Source organism: Streptomyces sp. CC208A (assembly GCF_030010625.1).
GTDB lineage: Bacteria > Actinomycetota > Actinomycetes > Streptomycetales > Streptomycetaceae > Streptomyces.
Window position 1 is genome coordinate 153,804 of record NZ_JASCXN010000008.1, and the last position, 13,843, is coordinate 167,646.

Consider the following 13,843-nt stretch of genomic DNA (forward strand, 5'->3'; position numbering starts at 1 on the left):
GGGGAGCGCGTGCGGCAGCAGCTGCTGGCACTCCTCACCCGGGGCCCCGCCCACGGCTACGAGCTCAAGCAGGGCCTTGAACAACTCCTCGGCTCCGCCTACCCTCAGCCCAACGTCGGCCAGGTCTACGTGACCCTCGGCCGGCTGGAGAAGAGCGGACTCATCGAGGGCGAGGACGTCGAACAGACGGGCCGCCCCAACAAGCGGATCTACCGCCTGACCGACGCCGGACGGGAGGCCGTCGCCGCGTGGTTCGAGGACACCACCGACGAACCGCGGGTGCGCGACGGGTTCTTCATGAAACTCGCCCTCGCCCCCCTCTCGGGACTCGCCGACCCCATCGCCCTCATCAACCGGCAGCGACGGCAGCACCTCAACACCATGCGCAGCCTCTCCCGGCTCGCCGCGAACGAGGACCGCGACAACAAGATCGCCCAACTCCTCATCGAGGGCGCCATGCTGCACCTCCAGGCCGACCTCGACTGGCTGGAACGCTGCCAGGAGGAACTCGAATGAGCCGGGAAGGGTCCGGCCCTCCACCGGGGGCGATCGTGCACGCCGAGGGCCTGACCAAGACCCACCACGGCGACCGTGCCCCCGTCCACGCCGTCCGGGACGTCGACCTGACCATAGGGGAAGGCGAGTTCGTCGCCGTCACCGGCCCCTCAGGAGCCGGCAAGTCCACCCTCCTCCACCTCGTCGGCGGCCTGGAACGACCCGACAGCGGCCGCCTCTGGATCGGCGGCGAACGCGTCGACGGCCACGGCGAGGCCGGCTGGGCGGTGCTGCGCCGCCGCAGCGTCGGCATCGTCTTCCAGTTCTTCAACCTCGTCTCCCACCTCACCGTCGCCGACAACGTCGAACTCCCCGCCCTCCTCGTCGGCACCCCGCCCCGCGCGGCCCGGGCGAGCCGCGACGAACTCCTCGCCGAACTCGGCCTGCGCGGCCGGGAGAACGCCCTCCCCGGCGAACTGTCCGGCGGCGAGCAGCAGCGCGTCGCCCTCGCCCGCGCCCTCGTCAACCAGCCCGCCCTGCTGCTCGCCGACGAACCCGCCGGCAGCCTCGACAGCAAGGGCACCCGCGACGTCCTGCGCCTCCTCAGCCGCTTCCACGCCCGCGGCCAGACCATCCTCATGGTCACCCACGACGCCCGGATGGCCAGCGCCGCCGACCGCGTCATCAGCTTCTTCGACGGCCGCGTCGCCGACGACGCCGCCCTCGGCGACCCCGCACCCGCCCGGCCGGGGGTGACCGGCGTACTCGATCTGAAGGACTGACCGAGGCAGGAGAGCCGAAGGAGCGAGGAGGAGGCCGCATGCGGGCGACCTGGCGGTGGGTCCACTCCGACCTCCGCACCCACCGGGGCGAAGCCCTCTTCGCGGTGCTCGCCACCGCCGGCGTCATCGCCTCCCTGCTGCTCTCCGCCGCCCTCCTCGGCTACGCGGCCAGCCCCTGGCAGCGCGTCTTCAACCAGTCCCGGGGCAGCCACATCTGGCTCCACGCCCGCGAAGGACGGGACGGCACCGCCCCCGCCGACCTCGCCCCGCTCGCCTCCCTCGACGAGGTCGCCGCGGTCTCCGGACCCTTCCGGACGGCCGCCGTCACCCTGGAGAGCGGCGGGACCCGCACCGGCGTCGTCCTGCGCGCCACCGGACCCCGCCCGCCCGACACCGCCCGCCCCCTCCTCACCGAAGGCGACTGGCTCGGCCCCGGCGCCCCGCAGGACCAGATCGTGCTGGAACGCACCCTCGCCCGGGCCCTGTGGGCCGAACCCGGCGAGACGGTCACCGTCACCCTGACCGGCCGGCACGGCCCCACCACCCGCGCCCTGCGCGTCACCGGCGTCGCCGAGACCGCCGAACCCCGCTACCGCGCGGGCCAGGGCGACGGCGTCGGCTGGATCCTGCCCGACACCCTGGACCGCCTCGCCCCCGCCACCACCGGACAGAGCGTCGGCCTGCGCCTGAAGGACCCGGACGACACCGACTACACCGTCCAGCGCGCCGTCACCCTCCTCGGCGCCGAACGCATCGACCAGGTCACCAAGTGGCAGCAGGCCAAGGCCGACCTCGGCGGCGACGACCGGCTCCTCGGCCGGATCTTCGCCGCCTTCGGCCTCGCCGCCCTCCTCGCCGCGGCCGTCGCCGTCGCGGGCGCGGTCCGGGCCCGGATCAGGGGGCAGGCGGGCGACATCGCCGTCCTCAAGGCCGTCGGCTTCACCCCCGGACAGGTGATCCGCGGCTTCCTCCTCCAGCACCTCGGCTTCGCCGTCGCCGGCGCGCTGCTCGGCACCGCCGCCACCCTGACCTGTGGCCGGTGGATCCCCGGGCGCATCGGCGACGCCGTCGCGCTCTGGCCGCGGATGCCCGGCCACCGGGCCGCCGTCGTCGGCGTGCCCGTCGCCGCCGTCCTCCTCATCGCCGCCGCCACCGCGCTCGCCGCCTGGCGGGCCGGGCGCGTCCCCCCGGTCCCCGCCGCCCGCTCCGCCCACCCCGCCGCCCGCCCGCTCTCGGCGCTCGGCCGCCGCGCCCTCGGCCTCCGGCTCTCCCCGGTCCTCGTCCTCGGCTGGCGCTCCGCCTTCACCGCACCCGGCCGCGGCCGGGCCCTCGCCTCCACGGCCCGGCTCGCCCTCCCGATCGCCCTGATGACCGTGGCCCTCGTCGCCTGGTCGACCCTGGGCCAGTTCCGTACCGACCCCGCCCGCGTGGGCCGGTCCGCCGCGCTCACCGTACGCGCCGAACAGCCGCCGTCCGCAGCCGACTTCACCGTGCACGCCGAACAGCCGTCGCCCACCGCCGACTTCGCCGCCGACTCCGCGACGGACCTCACCGCCGCCCTCGAAGCCGTCCCCGGGGTCGCCGACGCCGTCCCCGGCGCGGAGTTCACGGCCCTCGTCCCCGGCCAGACCGGAACCCTCACCCTGCGCGGCCTCGGCACCCGCGCCGACCCCTACCCCCACACCGTCGTCGAGGGCCGCGCCCCCGAGGGCCCCGACGAGGCCGTCGCCGGACAGGGTCTCCTCGACCTCCTGGGCGTACGGGTGGGGGAGTGGATACGGATGACGGTCGAGGGCCGCCCGCAGATCCTCCACCTCGTCGGCCGCAGCATCGAACCCGACCACGGCGGCCGGGTCGTCTCCACCACCCTCGACACCCTCCGCGACGGCGCCCCCGGCCTGCGCCCCGCCTTCCACGCCCTCGTCCTGCGCCCCGGCGCCGACCCCCGCCGGGTCGCCGCCGCCGTCGCCGCGGCCGTGCCCCAACGCGTGGAGGTCCGCGGCACGGCCGACCCGGCCGACGGCCCGGACGCCCCCCGCGGCGTCCTCGCCGCCCTCGTCGCGGTCCTCGCCCTCATCGCCCTCGTCGAACTGCTCACCCTGATCGGCACGGCGGTACGCGACCGGTCCCGTGACCTGCTCGCCCTCAGGGCCATCGGCCTGACCCCCCGCCAGATCGGCGCCGTCGTCGTCACCGCCGCCGCGCTCACCACCCTGGCCGCCGCCACCCTGGGCACGGCCGCGGGCGCGGCCCTCGGCCACCGCCTCGTCGACGCCGAGGCCGCCGCCATCGGCCTCGGCGCGGGCGTGGCCCGCCTCCCTGACCCCCCGCTCCTCGCCGCCCTCCTCCTCGCCACCACCGCCACCGGCGCCCTCGCGGCCCTCCCCCCGGCCGCCCGCACGGCCCGCCGCCGCCTCGCCGACTCGGCCGGCGAGACGCTGTAGGCCGTCTGTCCGGCACGGCGCCGAAACCGGGGTGCCCGACCGGCCCCCGGGCTGTTCTACTGCTCCGGTGACCGAGAAGACGACGACCGAGACACCGACCGCCGTACGGGACTCGCTGCACGGCCTCGCCTTCGGTGACGCCTTCGGCGACCGCTGGTTCCGCATCCTCCGCCGGGACGGCGACGCGCCCCTGGCGGCGCGCACGCTGCCGACGGAGGAGCCCTGGCGGTGGAGCGACGACACCGCCCAGGCGCTCGTCCTCGTACGGGAACTCGCCGAGGGCGGCGGCACCGTCGACCAGGAGCGCCTCGCCCGGGGCCTCGCGGACGCCTACGCCGCCGACACCCACCGCGGCTACGGCGCCTCCATGCACGACGTGCTGCGCCGGATCGGGGCGGGCGAGCCCTGGCGGGAGGTCGTCGCCGGACAGTTCGGCGGGCAGGGCTCCTGGGGCAACGGCGCCGCCATGCGGGTCGCCCCGCTCGGCGCCTGGCACGCGGCCGACCTCGGCGCGGCCGCGGAGCAGGCCGCCCGCCAGGCCGTCGTCTCGCACCACCACCCGGAGGCGGTCGCCGGGGCGGTGGCCGTCGCCCTCGCCGCCGCACTCGCGGCCCGCAGTCGGGGCGGCCCCGCCCCGGCGCGCCCGGACTTCCTCCGGGCCGTCGCCGGACACCTCCCGGAGAGCGACGTCCGCTCCGGGGTACGGACCGCCGCCCGGATGCCCGCGCACACCTCGGTCCGGCACGCCGCCGAGGTCCTGGGCTCCGGCCACCGGATGTCCGGTTCCGACACCGTCCCCTACGCCCTGTGGTGCGCGGCCGGCCACCTCGACGACCTGCACGAGGGACTGTGGGTCACGGTCGCGGGCCGCGGTGACATCGACACCACCTGCGCCATCGCGGGCGGCGTGATCGCCGCCCGTACGGGCGTCACCGCCCTCCCCGCCGCCTGGCACGCGGCCCGCGAGCCCCTGCCGCCGCTCGCCGCGCCGTGCTCGTCCGGCCTTCACCCCGGCCCTCATCCGGCCAGCGGCTGACCAAGATCGGGAGTATTGTCCGCAATGTATGACATTGCGCGATGAGGTGACCGGAGGCCGCCATGAAGGACCTGAGCTACGAGCGGGAGCGTCCGCTCTCCCGTGAGGAGGCCGCCGACCGGCTGTCGGCCCTCGCCGACGCGCTCCGGGCGGGCGGCGAGGCCGAACTCGAACTCGGCGGGGGCGTCCTGAGCCTCCGGATCCCCGACGAACTCCGCGGCGAGATCGAGCTGTCGGTGGAGGACGGTGAGATCGAGCTGGAGGTGGAGCTCACCTGGCCCCTCGGCGGCGCCGCGAAGTCCCCCGGGAAGAGCGAGGGGACGAAGGGCAAGGGGGCGGCGGCCGGGAAGGCCGCGTCGCCCGCCGCCAAGCCCCGCAAGACCTCCGCCAAGCGGGCATGAACACAGGCCCCCGCCCCGCCCTTCCGGGCGGGGCGGGGAAGACGGCGGGTGGTCAGCAGCCGCCGCAGTTGTAGTAGGTGACGTCCCAGTGGTTGCCCTCGTCGGCGTAGACGTTGCCGGCGCCGGAGCGCCACTGCGGGGAGCCGTCGCCGCGCAGGCCGATGTAGGTGAAGGTGTTCTTGATGTAGTTGCCGACGCAGGTGTACTTGCTGAAGTCCAGCTTGTAGCCGTTCCAGTGCGAGTAGGTGCCGCTCGCGTGGCCGGTCTCGGTGCCGCCGGTGATGTTGAGGGCGCAGCCGCTGGCGCTCTTGAGGGTCTGGGCGCCCTGGGCGGTGGCGAGGTTGAGCTGCTCGAAGGACGTGCACGTGGAGTTGTAGCGGTCCGAGCAGTTGCCGGAAGAGGACCAGGTGATGCCGGAGTTGCGGAACATGGACGTCGCCGTGGAGTGACTGATCTTGGTGACGGCGTGGGCGTCGGTGGCGGTGGTGAGGGCGCCGAAGCCGGGCGCGAACAGGGCGCCGAGCACGAGCGCCACGGCCGTGAGAAGGGAGCGGAGCTTCACGTGGGTTTCCTCCTGTGCGAGGTGGGCGGCCGGTGGGGCCGGGTGGACGTGGAGCTTTTCTCTACGCGCGTCACGCGCGGACCGGCGTCCGGGAGGGGCGCCGGGCGGTGACGTCGAGGGGTTTCCGGCGGCCGGCGGTGCGCGGGGCGAACCGGCCGTCGCCGGGTGCGGAGTGACGGGAGCGTCACTCTTCTACCAGGGCGGGTACCCCGCCGGATAGACGCCCGGAACGGTCCGTTCGGCCCGGGCCGCGGCCGGGGGAAGACGCCCTTCCGCGCAAGGCCGCGATCCGGCCAGCCTGCGGAGCCCCGTAAATTCGGACCACTGCCCCGTACCGCCCGTGCCGGAGCCGGTCCGCCGCCCCCGGGCCGGTGCGCGGCGGTGCGGGGAGGGTGTGAGTCGAGGGGGTGAGGTCCCGGCCTCTGAACTGCAAGGCGTCTCTGTAATTTTCTGACGCTTCTTCAACTTCGCGACTGGTGTGGACCTTTGGTGGAGTCTGTGGTCATGGTGACGGGTGGACGCGCGTAGAGCGGCCGAAAGTGCGCCTTGCCGCACCGCCGGGCGGAGTCGAGGATTCCTCTAGCGATTGTCAGGTGCATGACCCCACCTCTCGTCGATCGCACTCCACCACCGGGCCGCCCACCCAGCGGCCCGCCCCCCATGGGAGGACCCAATGAACCGTTCGACCCGCAACGGCGGCCTCGGCAAGGGCACCCGCGTGCTCGCCGTCCTCGGCGCCCTCGTCGCCGCTTCCGCCCTCGCCGCCCCCACCTCCTCGGCGCAGCAGCCCGACGCCACCCGCGCCACCGCCGCCACGCTGGCCGCCACCAGTGAGGCCGTGCTCCGGGCCGATGTCGCCGGCACCGCCTGGTACACCGACCAGGCCACCGGCGAGGTGGTCGTGACCGCCGACTCGACCGTCTCGCAGGCCGGGATCGCGACCCTCCGCAAGGCCGCGGGCGAGAACGCCGGCAAACTGAGGATCGAGCGGACCCCCGGTAAGATCAACAAGCTCATCGCGGGAGGACAGGCCATCTACTCGGGCGGCGGCCGCTGCTCCCTCGGCTTCAACGTCCGCAGCGGCAGCACCTACTACGCCCTGACGGCCGGTCACTGCACCGACGCCGCGAGCACCTGGTACACCAACTCCTCGAACACCACCCTCCTGGGCACCCGCGCCGGATCCAGCTTCCCCGTCAACGACTACGGCATCATCCGCCACTCCAACGCCTCCGCCGCCGACGGCCGCGTCTACCTCTACAACGGCAGCTACCGGGACATCACCGGCGCCGGCAACGCCTACGTCGGCCAGTCCGTCCAGCGCAGCGGCAGCACCACCGGCCTGCGCAGCGGCACCGTCACCGGCCTCAACGCCACCGTCAACTACGGCAACGGCGACATCGTCTACGGTCTGATCCAGACCAACGTCTGCGCCGAGCCCGGCGACAGCGGCGGCGCGATGTTCTCCGGCTCCACCGCCCTGGGCCTCACCTCCGGCGGCAGCGGCAACTGCTCCTCCGGCGGCACCACGTTCTTCCAGCCCGTGACGGAAGCCCTCAACGCCTACGGCGTCAGCGTCTTCTGACGGATCCGTTCCGTCCTCCCTCCGGCCCGGTCCGGAGGGAGGACGGAACGAGCGAGGGGCTCCGCCGCCGCCTCCGGGCCGGTCACCCCGGCTCCCCGGCCGTGACGTCGAGGCCGGCCGCCCGGGCCGCCTCGGCGAGGACCTCCCACAGCATCCGCGGCGTGAGCCGGCCGGTGAACACATTGCGCCGGCTGACGTGGTAGCAGCCGAAGACCTCCAGCGGCGCGTCCGCCGCCGACACGTCCGCCGCCGACACGTCCGCCGGCGTGAGCGTGGTCCTGACGCCGTGACCGAAGGCGGGCCGGGGCCGGGGCACGGACCACCCCGCCTCGCGCAGGGCCGGCAGCGCGGCCTGCCAGCCGAAGGCGCCCAGCACGACGACGGAGCGCGGCGCCGGGCGGAGCAGCTCCAGCTCACGGACGAGCCAGGGCCGGCACGTGTCCCGCTCGCCGGGGGTGGGGCGGTTGGCGGGCGGCGCGCAGTGCACGGGCGCCGTGACCCTCACGCCGTACGTTCCAGGCCGTCGTCCCGGCTCGTGGCCGTCGGCTGCGAGGCGAGGCCGAGCCCGTACAGCGTCGCGTACAGCAGGTCGCCCGCCCGGTCGCCGGTGAACATCCGGCCGGTGCGGTTCCCGCCGTGCGCGGCGGGTGCGAGACCGACGACCGCCAGGGCGGCGTCCGAGGGCCCGAAGCCGGGCACCGGGCGCCCCCAGTACTCCCACTCGCGGAACGCGGCCCGCTTCACGAGCGCGGTCTCCTCCCGCCACGCCACCAGACGCGGACAGGCCCGGCACCCCGCCAGACGCGTGTCGAGCCCGGCGAGCGTCGGCGCCCCGGCACTCGCCCGTACCGGGCAGGAAGCGGCATCGGTCATGAGCGGTCTCCTTCCCGGCGGGGCCGTCCGGGCGGCGGGGGGAGTGGTCGCCCGGGGCGGGGGCAGGCGCCGGACCGGCCGGGGGACCACCCGGCCGTGAGGTCACGGCGAGGCATCAGGAGCACCGACGATGAGCACACCGTCACCGAACGACCCCGTCCCCCCGGGGCCCCCGCCTCCGCCGGGACCGGGCCCGGCACCAGGCCCGGGCCCGCTGCCCGGACCGGCTCCGGGGCCCGGCGGCCCGGACCCCGTACCGCCCGCCCCGCCCCGGCCCGAACCGGATCCGCCGTCCCCGGGCCCCGCCCCCGACCCCTTCCCCCAGCCGGGCCCGCTGCCCGCACCGGGCCCCGGCCCGGAACCGGTGACCCGACCGGCCTGATCACCCCTGACCACCGGGCACGGGGCGGCCGGACCGGACGAGCGGAGGCACGCGCTCGGACGGGGGCGGCGGCCCGGGCGGCGTGCCGTCGCCGAACGGCCGCCCACCGAGCTCCTCCCGCCCGTGCGGGGAGAGCCGGCCCCGCGGGTCCGGACCCCGCGGCACGATCCCGGTCGGATCGATGTCGTGGTGGACGACGTAGTAGTGCTCCTTGATCTGCGCGAAGTCGACGGTGTCGCCGAAGCCCGGCGTCTGGAACAGGTCCCGCGCGTAGCCCCGCAGGGCGGGCAGCTCGGTCAGCTTCTGCCGGTTGCACGTGAAGTGACCGTGGTAGACGGCGTCGAAGCGGACGAGGGTGGGGAAGAGGCGGACGTCGGCCTCGGTGATCGTGTCGCCGACCAGACAGCGCCGGCCGCCGAGCCGCTCCTCCAGGCCGTCCAGCCGCCGCCACAGCCTCCGGTACGCCTCGTCGTACGCCTGCTGGCCGCGGGCGGAACTGCACTGGTGGACGCCGTCGTCGACGTCCTGTCAGACGGCGGCGGCCACCTCGTCGATCTCGTCGCGCCACCGCTCGGGATACAGGTCCGGCGCGCCGTCCCGCTGGTGGGCCCGCCACTGGCCGCCCAGGTCGAGCGTGATCCGCTCGAAGTCGTTGGTCACCACCTCACCGGTGGGGACGTCGACGAGCGCCGGCACGGTGATGCCGCGCGGGTGGCCGGGCTCGCGCCGCTCGTACGCCTCCCGCAGCCGCTCGATGCCGAGGACCGGGTCCCGGCCGCCCGGGTCCAGATGGAACGTCCAGCTGCGCTCGTCGTGCACGGGCCCCGCGACGCCCATCGAGAGCACGTCCTCCAGGCCCATCAGCCGCCGGACGATCGCGGCCCGGTTCGCCCACGGGCAGGCGCGGGCGATGACCAGCCGGTAGCGCCCGGGCTCCACGGGGTAGCCGTCCCGCCCGTCGGCCGTGATCCGGGTGGTGAGGTAGTTCCGGTCGCGCTCGTACGCCCCGTCACCCGCCATGACCCCGCACCGCCTTCCCGCTCGCGCGCCACACGCCCCTCCGGCCGCCCGGTACCCGCCGCGCGGGCCACCGCACGGCCTCACGCGGGTGTTCCGGCCGGCCGTGCCCGGGCGGCTACCCGCACCGGCCCCGCGTACACCCGGCACCCCGCCGCCGGCCGAAGCGGCGGGAGACGGCGAGGTCCCGGCGTACGCGCGAGGCCGCCGCCGGGCGAAACGCGCGAAACGGGTGAGAGCGCGGATGTCCGCCCGGCTCCCGGGTAGTCGCCCCGAGGCTCCGCCGACCGTATCCACCCGCATACCCCATCCACCCCACCCACCAGGAGCACCGGATGTCCACGCACGAAGACCTCCGCCTTCCCGACCCCCGGACGACGGGACCGCGGCCCCCGCAGCCCGAGCAGCGGCAGTCGCCGCCCGGCAGCACCGAGGCCATGGAGCCCCGCCCCGACCACGGGGAGGAGACCTACCGCGGCCACGGCCAGCTCCTGGACCGCGCGGCGCTCGTGACCGGCGGCGACTCGGGGATCGGCCGGGCCGTCTGCCTGGCGTTCGCCCGCGAGGGCGCCGACGTGCTCTTCGCCCACCTGCCCGAGGAGGAGGACGACGCCGCCGAGACCGCCCGGCTCGTCCGCGAGGCGGGCCGCACCGTCGTGTCCGTCGCGTGCGACATCCGCGAGGAGCGCGCGTGCGAGGTGCTGGTCGAGCGGGCGGTGGACGCGTTCGGCCGCGTCGACCTCCTCGTGAACAACGCCGCGTGCCAGATGGCACAGCCGGACGGCATCGAGGCCGTCACCACGGAGCAGTTCGACCGGGTGATGAAGACGAACCTCTACGGCATGTTCTGGCTCACCCGCGCCGCGCTCGCCCACATGCCGCGCGGCGGCTGCGTCATCAACACGGCGTCGGTCCAGGCGTACCAGCCCAGCCCGCACCTGCTTGACTACGCGATGACGAAGGCGGCCATCGTCTCCTTCACCCACAACCTGGCCCAGATGGTGGCCGAGCGGGGCATCCGCGTGAACGCCGTCGCCCCGGGGCCGGTGTGGACGCCGCTGATCCCGGCGACCATGCCCGACGTCAAGGACTTCGGGCGCCAGTCACCGCTCGGGCGGGCGGCGCAGCCGGCCGAGATGGCGCCCGCCTACGTCTTCCTGGCGTCACCGGGAGCCGGCTACATCACCGGAGAGATCGTCAACGCCACGGGCGGCACACCCCTGCCCTGACCGGCTCAGCTCGGTGTCGTCGCCGGGGCCCGGTCCGTGGCCGGATCCGCGATCCTGGGCGCGGGCACCCTCACGGGCAGGGGGATCCGGGCGCAGCGCGCGCCGAGCGCCACGAGCAGCCCGGTGGGCAGGAAGACCGCGTCGCACACGACCATCGACAGCGAGAGGAAGGGGATGCCGAGAACCACCGCGATGCCCAGATGCTCCATGATCATCACAGCGAGCAGGACGTTCTTCAGCTTGCGGTGGGCCAGCGTGAACGGGAACGCCACCTGCACGATCACGGTCCCGTAGGTCAGGGCCAGGACCAGCAGGGTCTGCGAGGCGAGGAAGCCGGAGAGCGCAGGCCAGGGCGCGAAGTAGTCCAGGTGCAGGACGTAGTGGAGGGCGCTGCCCTCCTGCCAGCGGCTGCCCTGGATCTTGTACCAGCCCGCGGTCGCGTAGATCAGGCACACCTGCGCGGCGATGACGAGCATCGCGGAGTTGTGCAGCATCGAGGCGGCGGCGTCCAGGACGGCCCGCGCCTCGTGGCGCGGGAACCACCGGTCGGCGAGGTACCAGACACCGTGGACGGCCCACAGGATCCAGAGGGCGACGGCCCAGCCCCGAGTGGAGTGATGACCGGACAGCGTGACGAGGGGTGCGACGGCCAGCGCCCACAGGGCGAGCCCCGGCAGGTCGAACCCCGCCCAGGAACCACGGGCGGTCCCGGTGCCGGCCTGGCTCCCGTCCGTGTCCCGTTCCAGGTCCCGCGCCCGGCGGCGTTCGCGGCGCGCGTCGAGGGACCACACTTCGGCACAGCGGGTGAGGACCAGGTAGATGACCATGATGCGGAGGACGTTGTCACCGCCGTCGCCCACCAGGCTGTTGCGGTTCTCCAGCGAGAGCAGGCCGACCATGAGGAGGACGGACATGGTCCGGGTGCGCCAGCCCAGCAGGACGGCGACGGCGGCGGCCACCGTCAGGGTGTAGACGGTCTCGAACCAGAGCTGCCCGTCGCTCCAGAGGATCACGCTGAGGCCGTGCTCCTCCTCGACCAGGATCCGGGCCAGGTCGGACGAGAGGGGGCTGCGGTTCCCGTACAGGACATGGCGGTGGGGCCACTCGCGCAGCAGGAAGGCGAGGCAGACGGCGGCGAGGCCGATGCGCAGGACGGCGGCCTGGTACGGCGCCCGCACCGTCGTGAGGTCCGGCAGCCGCCGCGCGAGGCGTCCGGCGAGGCCGGGGAGAAGGGTCGAGCGGTTCATGTCACAGCTTCCTGAAGTCCTGCGGGGCGACCGTCCACCAGGGGAGTAGCCGGTACTCGGTCGTGTCCGGCGGCGCCTCCCGGCTCCAGGCCGGCGGGTCGATCAGGGTGAAGCGGCCCGCGACCTGCATCGAGGTGATCCGTCCGCCCTCCCAGGTGTCTCCCAACCGCTGGAGGACCACGCGCTTGAGGTAGGTGCCGGTCAGCTCCCCCCGCGTGCCCTTGGGCAGGTCGCCTTCGACGCTGTGGGTGGCGACGTACGAGTCCCAGGCCCTGCGGAGCATGTTCTGGTCCACGTGGCTCGGCGCGAGGTTGGCGCGGATCGTCTCGATGTCCCGGTCCGTGAGGTTGATCCAGTCGGAGAGCCGGGGCCGGCCGGCCGCGTCGACCGTGGTCACCCGGACGCCGACGGCTTCGTTGCGCTGGAGGGGGTTCGGGGCGAACAGCTTCCAGTCCTGGCCGAACTCCGGCTGGACATAGGCGTTGATCCCCTCGCGGTGGTGCACGCTCACGGCGTTGGCCGGTGCCACGCTGAGGAAGACGAACACCAGATGGACGAGGAGGGCGCCGCTCAGCGCCAGCGCCGTGACCGCGAGCGCGACCACCGACGCGGGGGACCACCGGGCGGGGTGCCTCGGTTCTCGCATTATGCTCCTTGGACGGGTCGTGCTCCTTGAGAGGGACGGCCCGTGCGCGATCGTCGGCGTTCCGCGCACGGGCCACACCTGCTAGGAGGGGGCGTCGGCAGCTGTGTCACGCTGCCGGGACGGTGCTCAGAGCGGGCAGTTGTCGACGCGGACACCCTGGTAGTTGATGCGCGGGTCCTGGTCGCTCAGGTAGTCGGCTACGCGGTTGGCCGCCCCACCGCCGTACCACTGCGGGTTGTCGACGACCTCGAAGAGGGTCGGGTCCGTCGGCGCGTTGTTCATGATGCCGTTGTTCGACCGCGGCGGCGGGGCGCCGAAGACGGAGCTGTACGGCGTGGTGGTCGGGACCGGCCACTCCTCCGGGTGGTTCCTCCAGAAGCCGGGCGAGCACCACTCGGCGTCCTCGGGCGGGGTGCTCGTGCCGTTGGTGCCGTCAGTTCCGTTGGTGCCGTTGGTTCCGTTCGTGCCGTCGGTACCGTTCGTGCCGACGAGGCCGATCAGGCCGTTCGTGCCGATGAGGCCCACGTCACCGATGAGCTTCGGAGCGAAGACGGCGTTCTGGGTGCAGTACCCGAACGTGCCCTTGCAGCTGTGGTTCAGGTTGTGCTTCGACTTGTCGATGACGACGTGGTCGCCGCCCTTGTCACGCCCCTCGCCCTCGGCGCCGTGGCGGACGTGTGCGGCCGGGTCGACGGCGCCGCCGAGTGCCTGGGAGGCGGTCACGGTGCCCAGCGACAGGGCGCCCACCGAGAAGGCGATGAGCAAGCCGCGGAGATATCGCGTGAAGTGTCTGTCCTTTCGTCCGGCGGGAAGGAGCTCCCGCCCGGGTCGCACTCGACCGGCGAGGGCGACCGCAGGTGACGACATGGAACATCAACCGACCTGTACCGAGCGGGATTTGCCATGAGCGGAGGGCTGCGCCATCGGGAGTAGGAGGGCGGGGGATTCCGGTGATTCGGATGCCAAGCCGATCAGCCGACATCGCGCGCGGACCTGCGCGGTCCTCCCGGACGGCGGAGCGCCGGAGGAACGCGCGCCTCCCTCCGGAAAGAGACCCCGTTCGGCCCACCCGCCGTATCGGTGGGATGACCGATGTGCCACGGAGGCGGGCGAGGCCATAGTCCATGGAGATCGTTCGCGGGCG

11 protein-coding genes and 2 pseudogenes are annotated in these 13,843 nt (G+C 74.3%); 7 read left to right on the forward strand and 6 right to left on the reverse strand.

All coding sequences use genetic code 11. The features are described 5' to 3' along the window. Window positions 1–9 precede the first annotated feature (9 nt). The 5 genes from QK442_RS12095 (at window position 10) to QK442_RS12115 (ending at window position 5,158) form a co-directional block, all read left to right on the forward strand. Window positions 10–516, forward strand: coding sequence for a PadR family transcriptional regulator (locus tag QK442_RS12095; protein ID WP_282693898.1), 507 nt, complete (start codon window positions 10–12; stop codon window positions 514–516). Further along, complete coding sequence (locus QK442_RS12100; protein WP_282693899.1) at window positions 513–1,277, forward strand: ABC transporter ATP-binding protein; 765 nt, start codon at window positions 513–515, stop codon at window positions 1,275–1,277. The genes QK442_RS12095 and QK442_RS12100 overlap by 4 nt, the downstream gene beginning before the upstream one ends. A 38-nt stretch (window positions 1,278–1,315) precedes the next feature. Beyond that, window positions 1,316–3,721 carry an FtsX-like permease family protein gene (locus tag QK442_RS12105; protein ID WP_282693900.1) on the forward strand — a complete coding sequence of 802 codons (2,406 nt, stop codon included), beginning with the start codon at window positions 1,316–1,318 and terminating at the stop codon, window positions 3,719–3,721. Between the two features lie 67 nt (window positions 3,722–3,788). Beyond that, window positions 3,789–4,757 carry an ADP-ribosylglycohydrolase family protein gene (locus QK442_RS12110; RefSeq protein WP_282693901.1) on the forward strand — a complete coding sequence of 323 codons (969 nt, stop codon included), beginning with the start codon at window positions 3,789–3,791 and terminating at the stop codon, window positions 4,755–4,757. A 62-nt stretch (window positions 4,758–4,819) separates the two neighbouring features. Continuing rightward, on the forward strand, window positions 4,820–5,158 hold the full coding sequence (locus tag QK442_RS12115; RefSeq protein ID WP_282693902.1) for an amphi-Trp domain-containing protein: 339 nt from the start codon (window positions 4,820–4,822) through the stop codon (window positions 5,156–5,158). Window positions 5,159–5,210: 52 nt separating this feature from the next. Here the strand turns inward: QK442_RS12115 and QK442_RS12120 are convergent, their stop codons facing one another. Continuing rightward, window positions 5,211–5,720 carry a hypothetical protein gene (locus QK442_RS12120; protein WP_282693903.1) on the reverse strand — a complete coding sequence of 170 codons (510 nt, stop codon included), beginning with the start codon at window positions 5,718–5,720 and terminating at the stop codon, window positions 5,211–5,213. 673 nt (window positions 5,721–6,393) lie between these two features. Here QK442_RS12120 and QK442_RS12125 point away from each other — a divergent pair. Then, complete coding sequence (locus tag QK442_RS12125; protein WP_282693904.1) at window positions 6,394–7,305, forward strand: S1 family peptidase; 912 nt, start codon at window positions 6,394–6,396, stop codon at window positions 7,303–7,305. Between the two features lie 82 nt (window positions 7,306–7,387). Here the strand turns inward: QK442_RS12125 and QK442_RS12130 are convergent. Beyond that, window positions 7,388–8,178 (reverse strand): annotated as a pseudogene (locus QK442_RS12130) (uracil-DNA glycosylase). A 382-nt stretch (window positions 8,179–8,560) separates the two neighbouring features. Beyond that, window positions 8,561–9,580 (reverse strand): annotated as a pseudogene (locus tag QK442_RS12135) (glutathione S-transferase C-terminal domain-containing protein). A gap of 332 nt (window positions 9,581–9,912) precedes the next feature. Here QK442_RS12135 and QK442_RS12140 point away from each other — a divergent pair. Beyond that, window positions 9,913–10,806, forward strand: a complete 894-nt coding sequence (locus QK442_RS12140) for an SDR family oxidoreductase (RefSeq protein ID WP_282693905.1) — start codon at window positions 9,913–9,915, stop codon at window positions 10,804–10,806. Window positions 10,807–10,811: 5 nt separating this feature from the next. Here the strand turns inward: QK442_RS12140 and QK442_RS12145 are convergent, their stop codons facing one another. The 3 genes from QK442_RS12145 to QK442_RS12155 form a co-directional block, all read right to left on the reverse strand. Further along, complete coding sequence (locus QK442_RS12145) at window positions 10,812–12,053, reverse strand: HTTM domain-containing protein (protein WP_282693906.1); 1,242 nt, start codon at window positions 12,051–12,053, stop codon at window positions 10,812–10,814. Between the two features lies 1 nt (window position 12,054). Beyond that, window positions 12,055–12,699, reverse strand: coding sequence for a DUF5819 family protein (locus QK442_RS12150; protein ID WP_282693907.1), 645 nt, complete (start codon window positions 12,697–12,699; stop codon window positions 12,055–12,057). A 126-nt stretch (window positions 12,700–12,825) separates the two neighbouring features. Further along, window positions 12,826–13,464 (reverse strand): hypothetical protein, encoded by a 639-nt coding sequence (locus tag QK442_RS12155; RefSeq protein ID WP_282693908.1) that lies wholly within the window; start codon window positions 13,462–13,464, stop codon window positions 12,826–12,828. Window positions 13,465–13,843: the final 379 nt, after the last annotated feature.

Excerpts from the sequence above, each read along its gene's own strand:
- QK442_RS12105 (WP_282693900.1), top strand. The coding sequence starts at position 1,316 with ATGCGGGCGACCTGGCGGTGGGTCCACTCCGACCTCCGCACCCACCGG.
- QK442_RS12100 (WP_282693899.1), top strand. The coding sequence starts at position 513 with ATGAGCCGGGAAGGGTCCGGCCCTCCACCGGGGGCGATCGTGCACGCC.
- QK442_RS12150 (WP_282693907.1), bottom strand. The coding sequence starts at position 12,699 with ATGCGAGAACCGAGGCACCCCGCCCGGTGGTCCCCCGCGTCGGTGGTC.
- QK442_RS12145 (WP_282693906.1), bottom strand. The coding sequence starts at position 12,053 with ATGAACCGCTCGACCCTTCTCCCCGGCCTCGCCGGACGCCTCGCGCGG.
- QK442_RS12115 (WP_282693902.1), top strand. The coding sequence starts at position 4,820 with ATGAAGGACCTGAGCTACGAGCGGGAGCGTCCGCTCTCCCGTGAGGAG.
- QK442_RS12140 (WP_282693905.1), top strand. The coding sequence starts at position 9,913 with ATGTCCACGCACGAAGACCTCCGCCTTCCCGACCCCCGGACGACGGGA.
- QK442_RS12125 (WP_282693904.1), top strand. The coding sequence starts at position 6,394 with ATGAACCGTTCGACCCGCAACGGCGGCCTCGGCAAGGGCACCCGCGTG.